The organism is Candidatus Neomarinimicrobiota bacterium (assembly GCA_041862535.1).
Classification (GTDB): Bacteria; Fidelibacterota; Marinisomatia; order SCGC-AAA003-L08; family TS1B11.
In genome coordinates, this window is record JBGVTM010000087.1 from 1 (window position 1) to 18,749 (window position 18,749).

Genomic DNA, 18,749 nt, shown 5'->3' on the forward strand with positions numbered 1-18,749 from the left:
CGCAAGATCAAATCAACATTGTGCGCACTTTTAACTTCCATCTCTAAGAAATATCCTCTTCGCAGAAAAAAGTCCTGCTGTCTTAGAATTTCGCTCACTGTATCCATGAGACCGTCAATATCTTTCGTGCTCAAGGGATAACGCTTGTAAAGAGCTTGTGGATTATTGAAGTAGGCTGCATCCGAATGTGCTAATGCTCTATCCCTCTGGGCTTTAACCCGGTCAATCACTATTTTTTGTGCATCAAGTTGAGCTTCCTGGTTGTCGATGATAGTGCGATATTCTTCCGGTTTGATAGGTTCGCGTTCCGCTTCGGAATAGTCTGGATTGTGACGGGTTGGCCTAATGGAAGCGGCATGCTCTTTCGCCTTCTTCAACCAGTCAACCATCGATTTCTTCTCTTTGTCCGAAACAAGCTTGCATAGCTCGATTAAGATGGTACGATTAAAGCTGTAAACGACGAGCCTGAAGAAGTATGACCCTATGTTAAGCGCTTCAACCCTGTTTGGAGTCTCCCATTCATTTATAATCTTAAGCTGCCGATCCAAACTTTTTATGTAGAGGAAGCGGCGAATCAGCTTATCTAAATAGTCACGCAGTTGATTGCCTGGATCTTTCATAGGTTGCTCGTCCTCGCATAGTACGTATAACTATTATCATACGGCATTCCCCCAGCATATCAACGCTTGCTCCTAACGAACCCCGCCCTGCTATACTGCGAAACGACTCTCTTGATTGGTTACGCAGGCAATGTAATCCATCATATTACAATCTTCAAGGGAAATGCAGGCATAGTCTAAGGAAACTGAGCATATTTTCCCCTCTCTTTGTAAGAGAGGGGCCCCACGAAGTGGGAGGGGTGAGTTATTAACCGGCGGACTAATCGCTAGCCGCTGACTTTTCCGCCGCTTGTCTGGCGGCTTGCCCGGCATCCTTACAGGCCAAACGGGCGTAGCAACGTAGCCGGGCGATCTCAACATGTCTTCTCTGCTTTCTTGGCAGTTTGCTTCCCGCTTTTTTCCCATTTCCCTCTCAATCTTCAATCGACAACCTTCAATTCTCAATCGTCAATGTACCATCCCGGCGCTCTCTTCCGCCCACCGGTAACTCGAAACCTGAAACTCGAAACTTGAAACTTATTTTTTCGCGCATCTCGCGCACCAGGCGAACGACAAACCGCATCCAGAGTCTTATATTCCGGCACTATGATGATGCCGCCGCCATATCGCCCCGCCCTGCTCCCAGTCCCGCAGAAAGCGGGGAGTTTACCCCGCGTAACGAAGTGTAGCGGGGCTGGTTGTGGAGTAGAAAATTCTACACCCCGGATTTAACACTCCCGTCGGGAAAAAATTCTAAAATGCCGAATTTTGTATGGATTTTGTTGAATTTCATCACTGGCTACCCAGAATATGCGGTTATAAAACGGGGCCCGTCTCCCCCGGCAAAACGATTCACACTGTCAAGTCTTGATTTAGCTTAGCCCACGGTTTTAACCGTGGGATTGGGGCGGCAAAATAAAATATGAACTCCTTCAGGAGTTCTCTCCCTAGTACCGATACCCCTCCGGCTTGTAGGGGCCGTCCACATCCACGCCCAGATAGTCAGCCTGTTCAGGGGAAAGTTGCGTGAGCTCCACACCCAGCTTGGGCAGGTGCAGACGGGCCACTTCCTCATCCAGCTTCTTGGGCAACAGGTAGACTTTTTGCTCCAGATCCTCCTTCCAGAGCATCATCTGGGCCAGAATCTGGTTGGTAAAAGAGCAGGACATGACAAAAGAGGGATGGCCGGTGGCGTTGCCCAGGTTTACCAGCCGCCCCCGGCTGAGTAGGATAATGGAATGCCCGTCGGGGAAAGTGAACTTGTCCACCTGGGGCTTGATGTTCTCCTCGCTGATACCCGGCGTGTTCAATAGGTACTTCACGTCGATTTCGATATCGAAGTGGCCGATATTGCACACAATGGCATTATGCTTCATGCGTTCCATGTGCGCGCCGGTAATCACATGCATGCAGCCGGTGCCGGTGACGAAGATATCGCCGGTCTCACACACCGCGTCCATGGTCCTGACCTCGAAGCCTTCCATGGCCGCCTGGAGGGCATTGATGGGATCAGCCTCGGTAATGATCACCCGGGCGCCGTAGCCCCGCATGGATTGGGCACAGCCCTTGCCCACGTCACCGTAGCCGGCAATCACCACGATCTTACCCGCCAGCATGATGTCGGTGGCCCGCTTGATGCCATCGGCCAGGCTCTCCCGGTTGCCGTACTTGTTATCGAACTTGGACTTGGTCACCGAGTCGTTCACGTTTACCGCGGGGAAGGGCAGACTACCCTCGCGCTCCATCCGATGGAGGCGGTGGACGCCGGTGGTGGTCTCCTCGGAAACCCCCCGAACCGCTGGAATGAGCTCGGGGTGCTTTTCGATTACGACAAGCGTCAGGTCACCGCCGTCATCGATCAGTAGCTGTGGTCCTTTGCCCCCGGGGAACCTGAGGGTCTGTTCGATGCACCACCAGTAGTCTTTTTCCGTCTCACCTTTCCAGGCAAAGACCGGCACGCCGCGGGCGGCGATCGCGGCGGCGGCATGATCCTGGGTGGAGAAAATGTTGCAAGAGGACCACCGCACTTCGGCCCCGAGCGCCCGTAAGGTTTCAATCAAGACCGCCGTCTGGACGGTCATATGGACGCAGCCGGTAATGCGGGCACCTTGAAGCGGTTTGCTGGAGCTGTACTTGGCCCTCAAGGCCATGAGGCCGGGCATCTCCTCCTCGGCCAGGATTATTTCTTTACGGCCGAAATCGGCCAGGGTGATATCGGCTATCTTGTAATCCGGAACAACGGTCTTTTTATCATCGCTTCCGGTTGCCGTATCGGATGCTACCTCTTGAACTGCCATCGGTTACCCTTCCTGTCATGCGATACTTTATAGCGGGCCTAAACTTAAGTGATTCCATCAACACGGGCTACTCTTTCGAGGAAGCTTGTTAATAAGGAACAGTAAAGACCCTATTCGGATGATTGTCAGCCCCAAAGCGTTTCGAGGTACGGCCCCATGGCCGGAGCAGCCGTCAGGCCGGGGCTGTCAATACCGAACAGATTCACCCAGCCGGGACAGCCCGCTGAAGATTCCTCGGCAATATAAAAATCGGTATGGTATTCGCCTCCTACAAACAGGTGCGGCCGAATGCCGGCCCAATCCGGCTCCAGGATATACTGATCCACCGCTGGCCAGTATCGGCACACCTGACGCCGAAACTCATCCTCTTTGGACGGATCAATGGTATAATCTAAAACATTCTCGGCTAAATACTGGGCATCCGGACCCAGCCCCACCTCATCCAACAGATCCAGGCACACGTGAATCCCCAGACTTTTAGCATCTGGCAACGGATAGATCAGATGGCGAAAAAGCCCCCGCGCCGCCGGGACTTTGAAATAGGAGCCCTTGCAATACTTGATTAGGAAATCCCGTTGCGCATAATCGAATCCCAGCTGGTTCGCCACGTCCAGCGAGTCCAGGCCGGCCGCATTCACTACCCGCTCAGCCTGGATGGTGATCGTGTCACCCCCGGCGTCCATCATGACCAGATCATACCCGCCCGGAATGGTGGTCATATCGGTGAACCTGGTCAGCACCACCAAATCACCACCGGCCGCTTGAAACTCTCCCGCCAGATGCCGCAACCAGCTGTCAACCGACAGAATGCCGCTACTGGGGCTGTATAAGGCCGGATAGCAGGACAGCTGATCGTAGAGCCTTCGGATCTCCTTTCCCTCCACTAGCTCCAGATCCGTCACGCCGTTGATGCTACCCCGCTCCGCCAGCTGTCGAAGCTCGGCCTCCTGGTCAGGAGAAGCTATAACATATTTGCCACAGCGCCGGAAGGGAAGGTTGTTCCGCTCGAGATACTTATAAAGCTGTTCCTTGCCCTCGACACACAAATTGGCTTTTAAGGAGCCAGGGAGATAATAAAGCCCGGCATGGATCACTTCACTATTCCGCGAACTGATGCCTCGGCCAATGTCCGCTTCCTTTTCCACCACCAGGCACTGCCAGCCTCGCTCCACTTGAAAGTACCGGGCTATGCATAAGCCGACGGCACCTGCCCCGATGATCACCAGATCATACATCTATTGGCGATGCTAGAGTTCGATCCCGTCCCGGCGGTTCTGCCTCTTCCAGTAAAATGCAAACGGGCCTAGCGCCAGGAAAGAGCTTTTGACAGAGGCAACCTTCCCGATCCAGCTTTCCTCCCACTTCAGCAGATCTTCCCGCAGTTTGTTGCGAGTGTGCGCCAGCTGACGGCCTTTCTCGGTTGCCAACTCCGTAACCATGTTTCTCTCAAGCTCGTCCCGCTCCTTTGAATAATCAGCAATCAGGCGGGGAGCCAGTAACAGGGCTCTATGTAATTTCTCGTGCCGCCACCAGAGACTCTCTTCATGGTAGCGTGAAAGGTCTACTCCCTGAAGATCATCATCGAGCGATTGACCAAAATGGACGGGCTTGAAAACCGACAGGTCGGGAGCAGAGGTGCCGGTAAAAAAGCAGTCCTTGCGCCGCGGCGATACCCGAGCCACCATCGATCCGGTCGTCTGCGCCCGGTGGAATAGTCCTCCGGCATGGAGGGCCACATCGCTCTTCGACCTCCGCCCCGGATGAACACTCCTCCGCCACCGGAGCAACCGCATCATTCCAAGGTGCGGATAATTGCGGTCCAGCTGGGATAATCCCCTTAGGAGGCTCTCCCGAAGTTGACGATCAAGGCTCAAACGAGTATGCAACTTGCAGCTAAACGTGTCTGCGAAGTGCACCTCTTCATCTTGCTTCACCCACCCTCTCAATTGGGCATATTGGGGCAAAGCGTAGGAACTGCGCTCATAGTCAGTTCCCAGCGTCAGTCTGGAAGAGAGAATTGTCCCACTCTCGACCCGCTTGGCCGCCCAATGCCGACCAGCCGTTTCCAATATCCAAGCCTCATTCGCGTCGGCAATGATAAAACTGTTGTCATGACTATAGGAGACATCCTCGTACCGGCAGGCCCCACCCTGCCCATGGCTCTGGAGCAGGGAAATGATAACGTCCAGGGCATCCTCCGCCGTACCGCCGCGCTCAAGACCCAATCGTACCAGGTCCATCCCGATCAGGCCCGGTTCGGATTCATGATCCCGGGTGAGAAGCGCCTCACAGCCGATAATCACACCCTGGTAATTGGCACCCATCTCACCACCCCAGGTCCACCACGGCTTGCTGAGTACAATGCTATAGCGCTGAGGAACTTGAAGGATGGTTATGTGGGTGCACTTGACCAGAGTATTAGCATCGTGTTCCACAGCTGGTTGCGTTATGATTAGCTGGCACTCTCCCGGCTCCCGGTTGTTATTCTTGCCAAAGTACATGGCACCATCGGGGCTGGCTGCAGCAGGAATGACCATCGTGCTCGACATAGGGTTGATAAGCTATCGTTCGTTACCCTGCTACGTCCAAGATTTTCTTATGCCAGTAAGGCAAGCGAACCACCCGCCAGGATGACATGATGGAGAAATGCAAGGATGAGGTGTGGAAAATGGGGTGGGATGATACCCACTGCCCAGCCGCCGGAATAAAGAAACCCGCAGCTGGGTTGCTTTTCTATAAGCTGTTCAGATAATCACTAGAGAGTCCCAGAGATCGGGCCGGCGATCGCTGGTCCCACACTTAGAGTATGTCTTTCAACGCTTCCAGTTTGGCTGCCAGCTTCGACCTCCCGGATAAGCTGGTCACATCTACCGTGAAAGTATTATCCAGCCGCTGAACCCAGACCAGGCAAGAGTCAAATTCGGCCAGGCCGAAAAACCCGGTGGCCACGGTGTGGACGAGATGCCGGTAGCTCAGGGTGGGATCGCGACGAAAGACCCAGATTGGGGCCCGGCTCAAAGCCTTCTTGGCGTCTGCCACAGCATCGCTGAACTCCCCCAAGGCCAGGTTGGAGAACGAACGCCCCGCCAGTATCTCCACTCCTATGATGGTGGGGTCTGAGAGCCCCCCACCGATATCAAAGTTGACGACACTGGTATCGGCAATACTGAGCTTGCCATAGGCCCATCCCAGTCCATTCCAGCCGTCGGCGTATTCTGGCAAGACAGCCGTACCCTCACTGAATTGGCCGATAGCTGCACGATACTGGCGTTCGGCCAGCAGCTGCCAGCCTTCTTCTACGTAATCGGGAGCTTCCGGCTCCATCTCCACTTGGCAAGCGGTGACAGCGAGCGTTAAGCCGATGGCATATGCAAGTGGAACATACACAAGCTTTCGTCTCATGACCCTACCTCACCAGCAACATCTTTTTCGTTGCCCGATAACCGGTATCAGTCACCAGATGTATAAAGTAAATGCCGCTGGCGACCGATCTGCCTTGCTGATCAATCCCGTGCCAGAGCAGCTCATACCGACCCATCCGGGCCTCGCCTTCTAAGAGTGTCCGCACCCGCTGCCCCAGGATATTATATATTACCACATTGACTCGTTGTACCGGACCATCATTGAAGCCCAGGTCAAAAACGATTCTCGTGCTAGGATTGAAGGGATTCGGATAATTCTGGTGCAACCCGGTAATCGTGGGCACAATGATCGTCCGGGGACCGAGACGGAATGTTCCGGCGCTCTCAGACCAGGTGGTTACCATCTCACCATCGTCTATTGTGGGCAGCTCTTCCCAGTAACCACCGGACCGGAGGAGGTAAATGGCCTGATCCGCCATTCCCTTCGTCAGGCCTTCCATAACTGGCCGCATGCTGACACGAACGGGCTTATCAAAGGGTGATTGTCCATCACCCAGCCGATAGGCGCCGCCGCCAGCCGTCGACGGAGCCATGAGCGTCGAATCCACGACTAGCAGGTAGCGGTCCCGGCTGACACTGCCCGCTGTACCCACCACCCTGAAGTGCGCGTCGGGACTGGATGCCACCCAGGTCTGTCCCCGCTTGGCCAGCGCCCAGCCGAGACTGTAGGTCAGGGTAGTATCCCCGGCCACACTGAAGCCCACCACCAGCAGCGAGTGGGTACCGATATCCGCGAACTTGTGCGTAGCCACATACGTAAAGCTCTCAACTTCCAGCAAATTAACCAGTGAGTCGTCCACAATAAGGTGAACGCTATCTGCCATGCCCAAGGAATCGACTATCAAGACTTGCCCAAAGGCGGACAGGAGATTGTTCTGCACCACACTGGTCGTGAGCTGGGGCTTGGCTACGATTATCACGCCGTCACTGACCACGGGGGCAGACACGTTTCCTGCGCCATCAGTGGCGCGCACGACAATATAATAGGTGGTCCTGTACTCCAGCTGGAGATCTGAAACGGTTATGGAGGTGTTGGTACCATTCTCTGTCCAACCGAGAACATCCATAGCCCCGGGGGTGGTTCCAACAGCGAACTCGTACAGTACGATCCCGGATGTCGGTTCCGAAAAGCCGGAATAATGGCCCGCCAACATGTGGGTCGAGCGGCTTGTATCAATATCCTCCCCTTCCCCATCGTAGACAATGGCGGTCTCGATTCCGGGCGCCAGGGTATCATAAACCACGTTGGGAATGGCACCGAAACCACGGTTGCCGGCCTGATCCAGAGCACTAATCTCAATGGTATAGGCGGCACCCTGAACCAGCTGGGGTGAATTGGGCAGGAGACCGGCGTGAGTACCGGCGTTCAACTTGTCGCCGGTCAGGGGGACCACATGGGGGGAAGCATCGTCAATAACGCCGGGATTAAGCTCCCAGGTCCAGGTCACCCACCCGCTATCGGCTCTCTCGTTTAGAATATATGAAAGCGCTGCGGTGCGTACGAAATCGCCCGTGTCAGGCATTACCGATGTAACGACCGGCGGGGTATTATCAACTTTGAGGCTATAGGTGCCTGCCAGCGGCACGGCAAGATTCCCGATCCGATCGTAGGCCGTTACCGTAACCGCAGCAAATCCGTCGTTCCCGGCCGGGATTGTCACCAGGCTGGTCCAGATCGAATCAGACTCCGCCCGGAACATCTGTAAGCCAGCAAAATCAGCGCCGATTCCGGCAAAATCTACTGCGTAGGTTGGGGTCGGTCGGACCGGCTCCTGGAAAGTGGCGGTAATGGTCACTACGTCGCCCACGCGGGCTAGGGTGTCGGAATAAGCCAGCACATAACCCGGTGGGTTGTTGTCTACATACAAGCCGGTGCGACCGGTAATATTCTCAAGCGTCAACGGATTACCGGCCAGGTCAGTGGCGACGATGGTGACGGTAACAGGGCCATCGTTCCCGGCTGGGATAACGGCAGTGTAGATCCATACGACTGGGTCCTCGGTGGGAACCAAGGAGCCGGAAATCGTTTCACCGGCATAGTCAATGCTTATCTGCGGGGAGGTAATGTCTGCATCCGCGAAGGTGGCGGTAATAGTCACCGCGTCGCCCTCCTTGGCTACAGTATCGCTGTAAGTGATAGCCGCTTGTGGTGGGGTTTGATCTACAGTCAGCCTGTCGGCGCTGACGCCGCTCACCGTGCGGTTACCGGCCACATCGGTGATGAGAGCACGGAAAGTCAGGACATCACCCTCCGAGAAACCGGACAGCTGCTTCACACCCCGTACCGTATCTTCAGTAGCGGCTACAGCCACGGTCACCCGACCGATAACGAGGTCAATGGCCTCGATGGAGTCCGACGCCCCCAGGTTCTGGTAGAAGCCATCTGCCTCAGCCTGGAGTTGGAGCATGCCACCTATGATAGTGGTATCCGCAGCGATGGGGATAGTTACCGTCAGGCCGGTGTTGCTGCTGTTCCAATATAGCGGCACACTGGTTCCGCCAGTGGTTACTACCGCCCCCACCATAAAATCGGCCGGCGGGGTCTGATCCACAAAGAGCGGCGGACTGCCAACAGAATCGGTAACGGTATTGCCCACCGCATCGGAAATCACCGCTGTGACCGTTGCCACGACACCATCAGCGAAATGGCTTATTCCTTCGAACTGGGCGGCAGAAAGTATCATGGTCTTGGTACTACCCATGTCACGCGACGTGATGAAATACGGACTGCCCACACTCTCATAATCCCAGGCACCAATCCGGGCCCGAAGCTGGATATTCCCTCCATCGAGACTGAGGGCTGTACCCACAGGCACCTGGACTTCCAGCGTGGTGTTGGTGCTGTTCCAATACCCGGGGACGATGGTTCCGCCCATGGGTGACACAGGTCCAAGGGTAAAGGAAACCGGAGGCTCGTCATTATCCAGAATAGTATGGATAAGGACCGATTTGTCCCCCAAAATGGCATTAACAGGATTGGCGAGGTCGATCCGAATGGTTTCATCACCCTCTGTGAAGGGATCATCAAATACATTGGCCTTAAGGATGACCGCAGTTTTACCCGGAGAGAAGTAGGCTGTGCTGCTGCACAGGGAATAATCGACACCTCCGCCGGTAGCTGTCCCGCTAACAATGTAATCCACACTGACGGGTCTCTGCGAGGGAGCGGTCAGGTTGAGCCCGAAGCTGACCGGGGAGACACTCTCTTCCCCATCTGACGAAGCGGTAGCAAAACTCACTTCGGGTGGTTCATCATCGTCCAGGATGGTATAGGTATGCACTTTCTGCAGACCCAGCTCCGCGTTCGTGGGACTGGCAAGGGTGATTAACACTGTTTCATCCGGCTCATCGAAGGCATCGTCTATGATGGCCAGCGGTATAATAGTAGTGGAATCACCGGCGGGAATCGTGACCGTTCCGCCACTGATGGCGAAATCGACGTCTCCGGCGGCACTGCCGTCTAAAACGTTATAGACTACCGCGATATCTGCCCCGGACCTGTTGGAGAGGGCTAGCTCCACTCCCGGGGAAGCGAGCCCCTCAGCACCCTCCGATCTGGCCTGCGTAAAGGCAATGGTCGGTCGCCGGAGATAATCATTGTCACTAATCGTATAGGTATAAATCGTATTCACACCGGGCTTGACATTCGTGAAATCGGTCAGTTCGATGACAACCGTTTCGCTGAGCTCGTAGAGGTCGTCATCGATAATCCACAGTGTCAGGGTGGCTGATGAAGCCCCTGCCGGTATGATAATAGGTCCCGCATCTAGCGTAAAATCGACACCGCCACTGTCAGCTGCGCCGCCAATACTGTAATCCACCGTGATCTCTCTGCCCGAGGGATTCGTGAGATTGAGCGTAAGCACGACCGGACTGAGAATCTCCGAGCCGCTGCAGCTGGTTCCGGAAAACTGGATGCTGGGGGCCAGGTCGTCATTCACAATAGTGTAGGTGTGAACGCTGACCGCCCCCAGGGTGGCATTCACCGGATTAGATAGGCCCAGGATGATGGTCTCATCATTCTCATCGAGGCCATCACCATAAATAATGATCGGAATGTTGCTGGATGTGTCTCCCGGAGAGATGGTGCCTTTGCTGCCTGTGAGGGCATAATCCACGCCGCTGGTGGCCGTGCCCCCCGTTACCGCATAATCGAACGTCACCGGCAGAGCCGAGGCCGACGACAGCGTCACAACAATCGGTACGCTACTCGATTCATCCCCGCCGGATGTAGCCAGGTTGAACGCCAGCACCGGCGGGGCTTCGTCCTCTATAATAGTCACCGTGTGCTCGGCATTGACCCCCAGATTCATTCCGTCGGACGGATTAGAAAGGGTGACCACAAAGGTTTCATCACCCTCATAAACGCTATCATCGTGGAGCAGAAATGTGATGTCGGCGGTGAGGACTCCCTTAGGAATAGTAACAGTCCCTGCATTCAGGGTATAATCAACATTATCGCCAATGGCGGTACCACCGGTAACGGCGTAGTCGACCGATACGGGAATACCAGCAATACTATCCAATTGAACTTGAAGGGTAGGTGGAAACGCATTCTCCGCCACCAGAGTCGAGGTTGTCACGAACTGGATGGTTACTTCGGCATCGTCATCATTGATCGTGAAAGTATGAACCTTGCCGGCACCAATGTTCGCGTTCGTGGGATTCTCGATGGTCACCTCGATGGTCTCATCAATTTCATATATGGAATCATTGATGAGATTGGCCAGGATATCAGCCCCGGTAGCCCCCACCGGAATAGTGAGGATATCATCGTTCAAGGTGTAATCCACCCCACCTCCGGTGGCTGTACCACCTGAGACCCGATACGCCACGCTCACTTCACGCCCCGAGACCGGCGTCAGGGTTACCGGCATATGGGCGGTGGTATCGCTTTCATGTCCCCGCGCCGAAGCGGCTATCTGAACGATGGGCAGGAGATCATAATCCTTTATGGTGAGAAGATGAGTCGCGTCGGCCCCCAGCATGGCGTTGACGGGATTCGACAAGGTGAGTTCAACCAGCTCGTCGTCCTCGTTCAGGATATCATCTATTATCCCGACGCTGATCGTAGTGGCGGTGGCGCCGGCCGGAATGGTGACGGTGCCGGGGACCAGAGCATAGTCCACCCCGCCGCCGGTGGCTGTACCATTGCTGACGGCATAGCCCGCCGAGACAGGGCGTCCTGACACGGGGGACAGTTGCACCTGAACGCTGGCCATCGTATTGGCCTCAGCCGTCTCGGATGCCGATAGGGAAAACTGGATCGTGGGTGGGGCGTCGTCATCAACTATATTATAGGTGAACACGGTACCTGCGCCCAGAGTGGCGTTTACCGGATTCGAGAGGGTCACCTTGAAGGTTTCATCCTCCTCATCCAAGGCATCATCATTAAGATTCACGCTGATAATGGTATTGAGCTGGCCCGCCGGTATGATAGCCGTACCCGAACTCAGCACATAATCAACGCCGCCGCCGACTGCCGAGATATTCTGCACGGAATAATTCACGAAAACATCCATATCCCAGGAGGCCGAGAAGATCGTGAGACTCACCTCAATCGAATCTTCCAGGGCCCCCTCCGCGCGGCCACCACTGGCGACGGTGAAGGCAACCTCTGGGGGACTCTCATTATCAATAATAGTATAGGTATAAACAGTTTTGGCCCCCAGCTGGGCATTCACCGGGTTCGAAAGGGTCACCTCCAGCGTTTCATCGTGCTCTCCAACGTCGTCGTCCTGGATCAGGAGGTTAATATGCGCAATGAATTCACCAGCCGGGATAGTAACCATGCCGGCAGGCAGGAAGTAATCCACACCGCCGCCCGAAACCGTTCCACCGGTCACAGCATAATACACGCTCGTATTCCGTCCCGAAATCGCTGAGATCTCCAGCTGAAGATCAACCGAGGTGATGCTCTCATCTCCGCTGGAACTCTCGGTGGTGAACTGAATCCAGGGGGGAGCATCGTCATCACTGATAGTGTAGGTATGGAGGGTATTGATGCCCAGGTTGGCATTGACCGGGTCGGTGAGGGTCAGCACCACCGTCTCGTCGTCCTCGTCCAGCAGGTCGTTTACGATGGGGAGGCTGAGGGCCGCAGTGGAGTCACCAGCTGGAATCAGGGCGACACCCCCAGCAAAAATGAAGTCGATTCCATCACCCGAGGCCGTCCCGCCGGTCACAGCGTAATCGACCGTCACGTCCTGCCCGGAGATGGTATTCAGCTCCAGCTGGATGAAAGCTGGATTAGTGCCTTCACTATCGGTGGAGCTGATCGTCGCAAATTGGATAAACGGGCGCGCATCATTATCGACAATCGTGTAGGTATGAATTGAGTTGGGACCCAGAGTAGCATTTACGGGAGCGGAGAGGAAGACCAATATCGTCTCATCACTCTCATCGAGGAGGTCATCGGTGATGTCGAAGCTGATGGCCGCGGCGATTTCTCTAGCCGGAATCGTGACCGTCCCAGCCACCAGCGTATAATCCACTCCAGCACCTTTGGCCGTGCCACCGGAGACGGCGTAGTTAACCGTCACCACCGACTCGGAGGGCCAGGACAGCTCCAGCTGCAGCGTGGCTGATGGAATTCCCTCGTATCCGCTGGAACTGGTCAGGACAAACTGGACTTCAGGTGCATTGTCGTCATCCACGATAGTATAGGTATGCACCGTCCGGGCACCCAGGGTGGCATTCTCAGGATTGGAAATAGTTACTTCAATGGTCTCGTCCGATTCGAACAGTTCATCATTGACCACATCGAGGCAGATACTGGTCGTGGTGGTCCCGGCGTTGATGGTGGCACTGCCCACCGCCAGAATGTAATCCGTACCGCCACCAGTGGCGCTACCTCCCGTCACCGAATAATCAACCGTGACATTGAGGGCAGACACCGTGGAGAGCTCCAGCGGCAGATAAGCTGGCGACTGCTCCTCCCCACCGCTGGAAGCGGCCGTCGTAAACTGGATGGTTGGCGGCGGATCATTGTCCTGAATAGTATAGGTATGAGTCTGATTGCCCCCTAACGATGCATTAACGGCATTAGATAAGCTGACGATGACCGTTTCATTACTCTCATCCAGAACATCATCACTTATGGCTAGCTGAATATTGACCGCCGTCTCACCGGCCGGAATCGTGGCCGTACCCGGCAGGAGAGTATAGTCGACACCGCCGCCAGCAGCGGTGCCTCCGGTAACGGCATAGTCAACCGTGACGTTATTATCGGTAGCCGACGACAGCTGCACTGCCAGATTGGCCGGCGAGCTCCCCTCATCCCCGCTGGAACTGGTCAGGGCAAACTGAACGACGGGTTGCGTTTCATTATCTGTGATGGTGTAAGTGTGGACGGTGTTTGGACCCAGATTGGCATTCACCGGATTGGATATGCTCACTTGAACCGAATCTTCTTCTAATTCATACTCCAAGTCATCAATAATGATCAAGCTGATACTAGCAGAGGTGGCACCCGACGAAATGGTAACGGTACCAGGATCGAGCACATAGTCTGTCGGCTCAGCATTACCCCCAGATATTGCATAGTCAACAGTAATCTCGAAAGCCGAGGGCGCGGACAATACCAGCTGCAGAGCTACCGGAGATATACTCTCGTCGCCGCTTGAGGCCGAGTCGGCAAACTGCACCGTCGGCGGCTCATCGTTATCATAGATGGTATAGGTATGGACAGAATTAACTCCCAGGGCAGCGTTCACCGGATCGCTGAGGGTCACCGCGATGGTCTCAAGACCCTCATCAATAAAATCATCTACAATGTTAGCATTAAAACTGGTAGCGGTAGCACCAGCCGGAATCGTGGCTGTACCAGCCGCTAAGGTGTAATCGATACCGCCGGGGGTAGCGTTACCACCGGTGACGATATAATCCACCGTGACCTCACGTCCGGATATGGGAGCGAGCTTTATCTGGAAAACGGCCGGCGTGACGGCCTCATTCCCTTCAGATGCGGAGGTGAAAAACTGTATTACGGGAAGCGTGTCGTTATCTACGATCGTGAACGTATGAACTTTAGTAGCACCTAGGGTGGCATTCACCGGATCGGAAAGGGTCACCGCGATGGTCTCATCGTTCTCATCGAGATCATCGTTCACGATAGTGACATCAATGGTAGTGTCGATATCCCCGGCTGTAATGATAGCCATAGCCGCCGACAGAGCATAATCGTCACCGCTAGTAGCCGTACCGCCGGTAGCGGCATAGCTCACCGATACATTCTGGGAAGACACCTCGGACAGGCGCACCAGGAGCTTAGCGGGGGTGGTACCCTCATCACCGCTGGACGAGGAAAGGGCAAACTGGATTTCAGGCGGCGTATCGTTATCGGTAATGGTATAGGTGTGAGTGGTGATCGCTCCCAGGGTGGCGCTGTCCGGATCCGAGATCGTCACCACGATGGTTTCATCAGTCTCGAAAATGATGTCGTCTACAATCGTTATCGGGATATTGAAGGTAGTCTGGTCAGCCGGGAAGGTGGCCGTTCCAGCAGCCAGGGTATAGTCGACCCCGGCTCCCGTGGCCGTGCCAGCGGTGGCCGCATAGTCGACAGTGACGGTAAAGTCAGAAGGCGCTGAGAGCTCGAGCAGCAGATTGGCCGGTGTCGTGCCTTCGTCTCCACTGGAGGTGGAGGTCGTGAAGGCCACTGCCGGGCCTTCGTTGTCATTATCAATGATGGTATAGGTATGGACCGTCGCTCCGGCGGGATCGAAAACCGCATTGACCGGGTTGGAGATCGTTACTTCGACAGTCTCGTCAATTTCATCCCGGAGGTCGTCCACAACATCCAGATTGATGGTTTCACTCACTGAACCGGGCAGGAAGGCGAGGATACCGGATCCGAGGAGGGTATAGTCGACGCCGCCTCCCGTGGCGCTCCCGCCGGTAATAGCATAGTCAACGGTCACGGTAGCACCGGAGGGATCGGACAAGGTCAGTGAGAGGTTCGCATCGAGGGCTTCAACACCCGCTGAGGAGGCCGCGGCGAAGGCGATCCTGGGGCGCGGCTTGATGGCCACAGTGGCGGTAACGAATTTATTTATACCGCTAAGATAAAAGGCGGCCTGACCGGTAGCCCCGGCGGAAGGCTGGAAAGCATCGGCTACAGCGCCGGTAACGGTGCCCGAACCGGTGCCGCTGGCCAATACGAACCGGCCGTTTGTACCGGCAGGATAGATGCTCGTATCCGGGGTTGGCAGGTCAGCGTTATCCGCCGCCAGCAGACGAAGGATCATGGTACTGTCGACTGTGGAACTGATTGACGGCGTTAGCGGTTCTTGCTCTCTACCACTAGTGATTGCCGAGCCGTTAATCGGATCACCGGGATCGGCGCCGCTGTAGCGCAGGACTGCGCCTACCGCCTGTTCCGGTGTCGCCCAGCTGAAGGTATAAGCTCCGGGCTCCGAAGAACCGGCCACTTTCCACCAGATACCCAATGTAGCACCGTTTCGATGCTGCTGAATCTGGGTCCAGTCCGGGGACGGGGGGAAAATGGTCTCGCTCGCATCAGTGGCAATGACCCCGATCAGCAGGTCATTCTCAGCCGTGCCGATTGGTTTGTTGATGGCGAGGACCTGAACATCGGCACCGGTGTAGGCGGTGGCAATCGACTCGAATGCAACCCTGCTCTGGGCGAAAACCACTGTGGTCATCACCAGCGAAATAAAGAGCCGTAAAAGGGTGGTTTCAAAAAAACGCATCTCTAACGATCTGCGCAAAATTTATATCCTATTCTCATATAATCTCTTATCGACGATATTCTCCTAAAATTAATCTTAATCTACAAGTTTTACTCCCGATGTGATCTACATCAAGTAACCTGATCCATTTGTGATATAGGTCATACTCCCGACTGTAAGCTACTCACAGAAGCAATGTTCAGGGATGGAAGACTATTGAAAGCAAAATATTTTCGCTCTTATATAAAAGTGTGCTACAGTCATACCGAAGGGGTAATGGAGACTATTAAAAACGTAAAGCAATTGTGATCCAAGAAATCCGCTCAGCCTGCTGAACTTATTAATCCACTCGTAAATCCTCTTCCAACGTTTCCAGTTTAGCCGCTAGCCGTGACCGCCCTGACAGCGTGCTGACATTGGCCGTAAAAGTGTCATCCAGCTTCCGAATCCAGACCAGACAGGAATCAAACTCGCCCAGACTATAGAATCCGGTTGCCACGGTTAGGGTAACGTGCTCGTAAGTCACAGTGACATCTCGCCGGAAGACCCAGGTAGGAGAGCGGGATAAGGCCGCCTTGCCATCGTCCACCGCACCGGAAAAGCTGCCCAGCGCTAACCTGGCAAACGAACGTCCCGCCAGGATCTCCGTACCCACGATGGACGTGTCAGCCAGACCCACGCCCTCGGAGAAGTGGTCAGCACTCGTGTCGGCAATGCCCAGCTTCGCATAAGCCCAGCCCAGGCCGTTCCAGCCATCGGCATACGAATCGTCCAGCTCCGTACCAGCTTCGAATTGGGTGATGGCTGCACGATAGCTGCCTTCGGTCAGGAGCTCCCAGCCGTATTCGACATAGTCGGGCGCTTCGGGCAAAACTTGCTCCCGGCAGCCCCCTACTATGAGCACCGCTAGCAGCAGGGCAACGAGAAAACCGAAAATGACACGCGGCTTCAAGTCCATCGTTCTACCTTATCAGCAACATCTTCTTGGTCTTCTGGTAACCGGAACCGGTCGAGAGACGCACGAAATAAATACCACTGGCAACTGCAGCTCCCTGGTCATCCACCCCATCCCACACCAGCTGGTAGCGTCCAGTGGATGCCTCGCCATCATAGAGTGTTCGCACCTGCTGACCCAGCAGATTGTGGATCACCACCTTAACCTGCTGGCGAGGACCATCCTGAAAGCCCAGATCAAAGCTAATGCAGGTCGTCGGATTGAAGGGATTGGGATAGTTCTGATGGAGGCTGGTGGCCTGGGGCACCACTATGGTACGGGGTCCCAGGCGAAATGTCCCGGCGCGCCGGACCCAGGTGCTTACTTGCTCGCCATCATCAACAGTGGGCAGTTCCTCCCAGCAACCATCCATCCTGAAAATATAAATTGCCTGCAACTCCCCGCCCCGTCCCGGAGCCACAGCGGGCTGCATACTAACACGCACAGGCTCATTAAAGGGGAACTGGCCATCGCCCAATCTGTAAGCACCGCCATGGATCGCCGACAATCCCATTAGGGTGGAATCCACCACCAGCAGGTAACGGTCCATACTAACTGAGCCGGGGAGTCCCATCGTCGTGAAGCGCTGATCCGCACTAATGGCAATCCACGCCTGATCCTTTTTCGCCAGTGCCATGCTAAGGCTGTAGGTGCAGGTTGTATCACCCATGCCGCTGAATCCGGTTACGCTCAGGCTGTGCGGACCGGTCTCCTCAAGCTCATGAGTACCCACATAAGAATAAGAAAAAGTATCAATTAGTGTGGAAGTCACCCGCACACTATCGGCCAGAATGCGGATACTGTCGGCCATTGCCAGGGTATCAGTCACAAAAATCTGCAGGTAATTAGAGAAGACACTGTTCGGAACAGCGCTTACCATCAGCCGCGGTTTGTCGACAATCCTAATTCCATCGCTGGAGACTGAGTCGGACACATTACCGGCACCATCGGTAGCTCGTACACTGAAGTAGTAGTACGCCTTATAGGCCAATCGTAATCCGCGCACGGTCGCCAAGGTATCGGTATTGTTGCCGGTCCAGTCGATGACGTTGGTGCCCCCCGGTGTGGTGCCGAGGGAATATTCATAAAGCACAATGCCTGAAGTCAGCTCAGAAAAACCCGAGTAGTGTACTGTGAGGGTGTCGGTGGAACAGGTGGAATCGAGGTCGGCGGCCGGACCGTCGTAAACAACAACACTTTGAATGCCAGGAGCCAGCGTATCATAAGTGATGGTCTCAACTTCCATCGTATCGGCATTGCCAACCCTGTCGACGGCGATAAATCCGATAGTATAAGCCGCTGCCTGGACCAGCGAAGCTACATTGGTCAGTAGGCCGCTATGGGTTCCCGCAGTTAATTCAGACCCTGTCAGGGCCTGGACGTGGGGAGAAGCACCGTCCGTTACGCCTGCCTCCCAGGTCCAGATAACCTGGCCGCTGGCGATAGTCTCACCAAGATCATAGGCCACGGCAGTCGTCCGCACGAAATCACCTTCTTCGGGAGAGGTTGGTATAATAATCGGCGCCGTGTTATCCACCTTCAGAGTAGTGGTGCCCGATATCGGTGTTATGGTATTACCCGCCAGGTCGAGGCCGGTCACAGTCACGGTGGCGAAGCCATCATTGCCGGTGGGGGCTTCAACAATATAGGTCCAGATAGAATCAAAGGTCGCCATGCTCATGGCCGTATCAGCGATATCGGCACCAGTCCCGGCAAAATCGATGGATATGGCGGGTGTGGGCTGA

General features: G+C 55.0%; 8 protein-coding genes. All 8 read right to left on the reverse strand.

Annotated features, from left to right (window positions below):
- On the reverse strand, positions 1–620 hold a 620-nt coding region (locus ACETWG_03490; GenBank protein ID MFB0515650.1), incomplete at its 3' end, for a hypothetical protein.
- Positions 621–1,546: 926 nt separating this feature from the next.
- Positions 1,547–2,896, reverse strand: a complete 1,350-nt coding sequence (gene ahcY, locus ACETWG_03495) for an adenosylhomocysteinase (protein MFB0515651.1) — start codon at positions 2,894–2,896, stop codon at positions 1,547–1,549.
- Positions 2,897–3,021: 125 nt separating this feature from the next.
- On the reverse strand, positions 3,022–4,131 hold the full coding sequence (locus ACETWG_03500) for an NAD(P)/FAD-dependent oxidoreductase (GenBank protein MFB0515652.1): 1,110 nt from the start codon (positions 4,129–4,131) through the stop codon (positions 3,022–3,024).
- A gap of 12 nt (positions 4,132–4,143) precedes the next feature.
- Positions 4,144–5,433 carry a C69 family dipeptidase gene (locus tag ACETWG_03505; GenBank protein ID MFB0515653.1) on the reverse strand — a complete coding sequence of 430 codons (1,290 nt, stop codon included), beginning with the start codon at positions 5,431–5,433 and terminating at the stop codon, positions 4,144–4,146.
- 262 nt (positions 5,434–5,695) lie between these two features.
- The gene (locus ACETWG_03510) at positions 5,696–6,298 is read right to left on the reverse strand and encodes a hypothetical protein (GenBank protein MFB0515654.1); all 603 of its coding nucleotides are present in this window, start codon (positions 6,296–6,298) and stop codon (positions 5,696–5,698) included.
- 4 nt (positions 6,299–6,302) lie between these two features.
- Positions 6,303–16,049, reverse strand: coding sequence for a Calx-beta domain-containing protein (locus ACETWG_03515; GenBank protein ID MFB0515655.1), 9,747 nt, complete (start codon positions 16,047–16,049; stop codon positions 6,303–6,305).
- A gap of 301 nt (positions 16,050–16,350) precedes the next feature.
- Positions 16,351–16,968 carry a tetratricopeptide repeat protein gene (locus tag ACETWG_03520; protein MFB0515656.1) on the reverse strand — a complete coding sequence of 206 codons (618 nt, stop codon included), beginning with the start codon at positions 16,966–16,968 and terminating at the stop codon, positions 16,351–16,353.
- A 4-nt stretch (positions 16,969–16,972) separates the two neighbouring features.
- Positions 16,973–18,749: FlgD immunoglobulin-like domain containing protein (locus ACETWG_03525; GenBank protein MFB0515657.1), on the reverse strand; the 1,777-nt coding region annotated here is incomplete at its 5' end.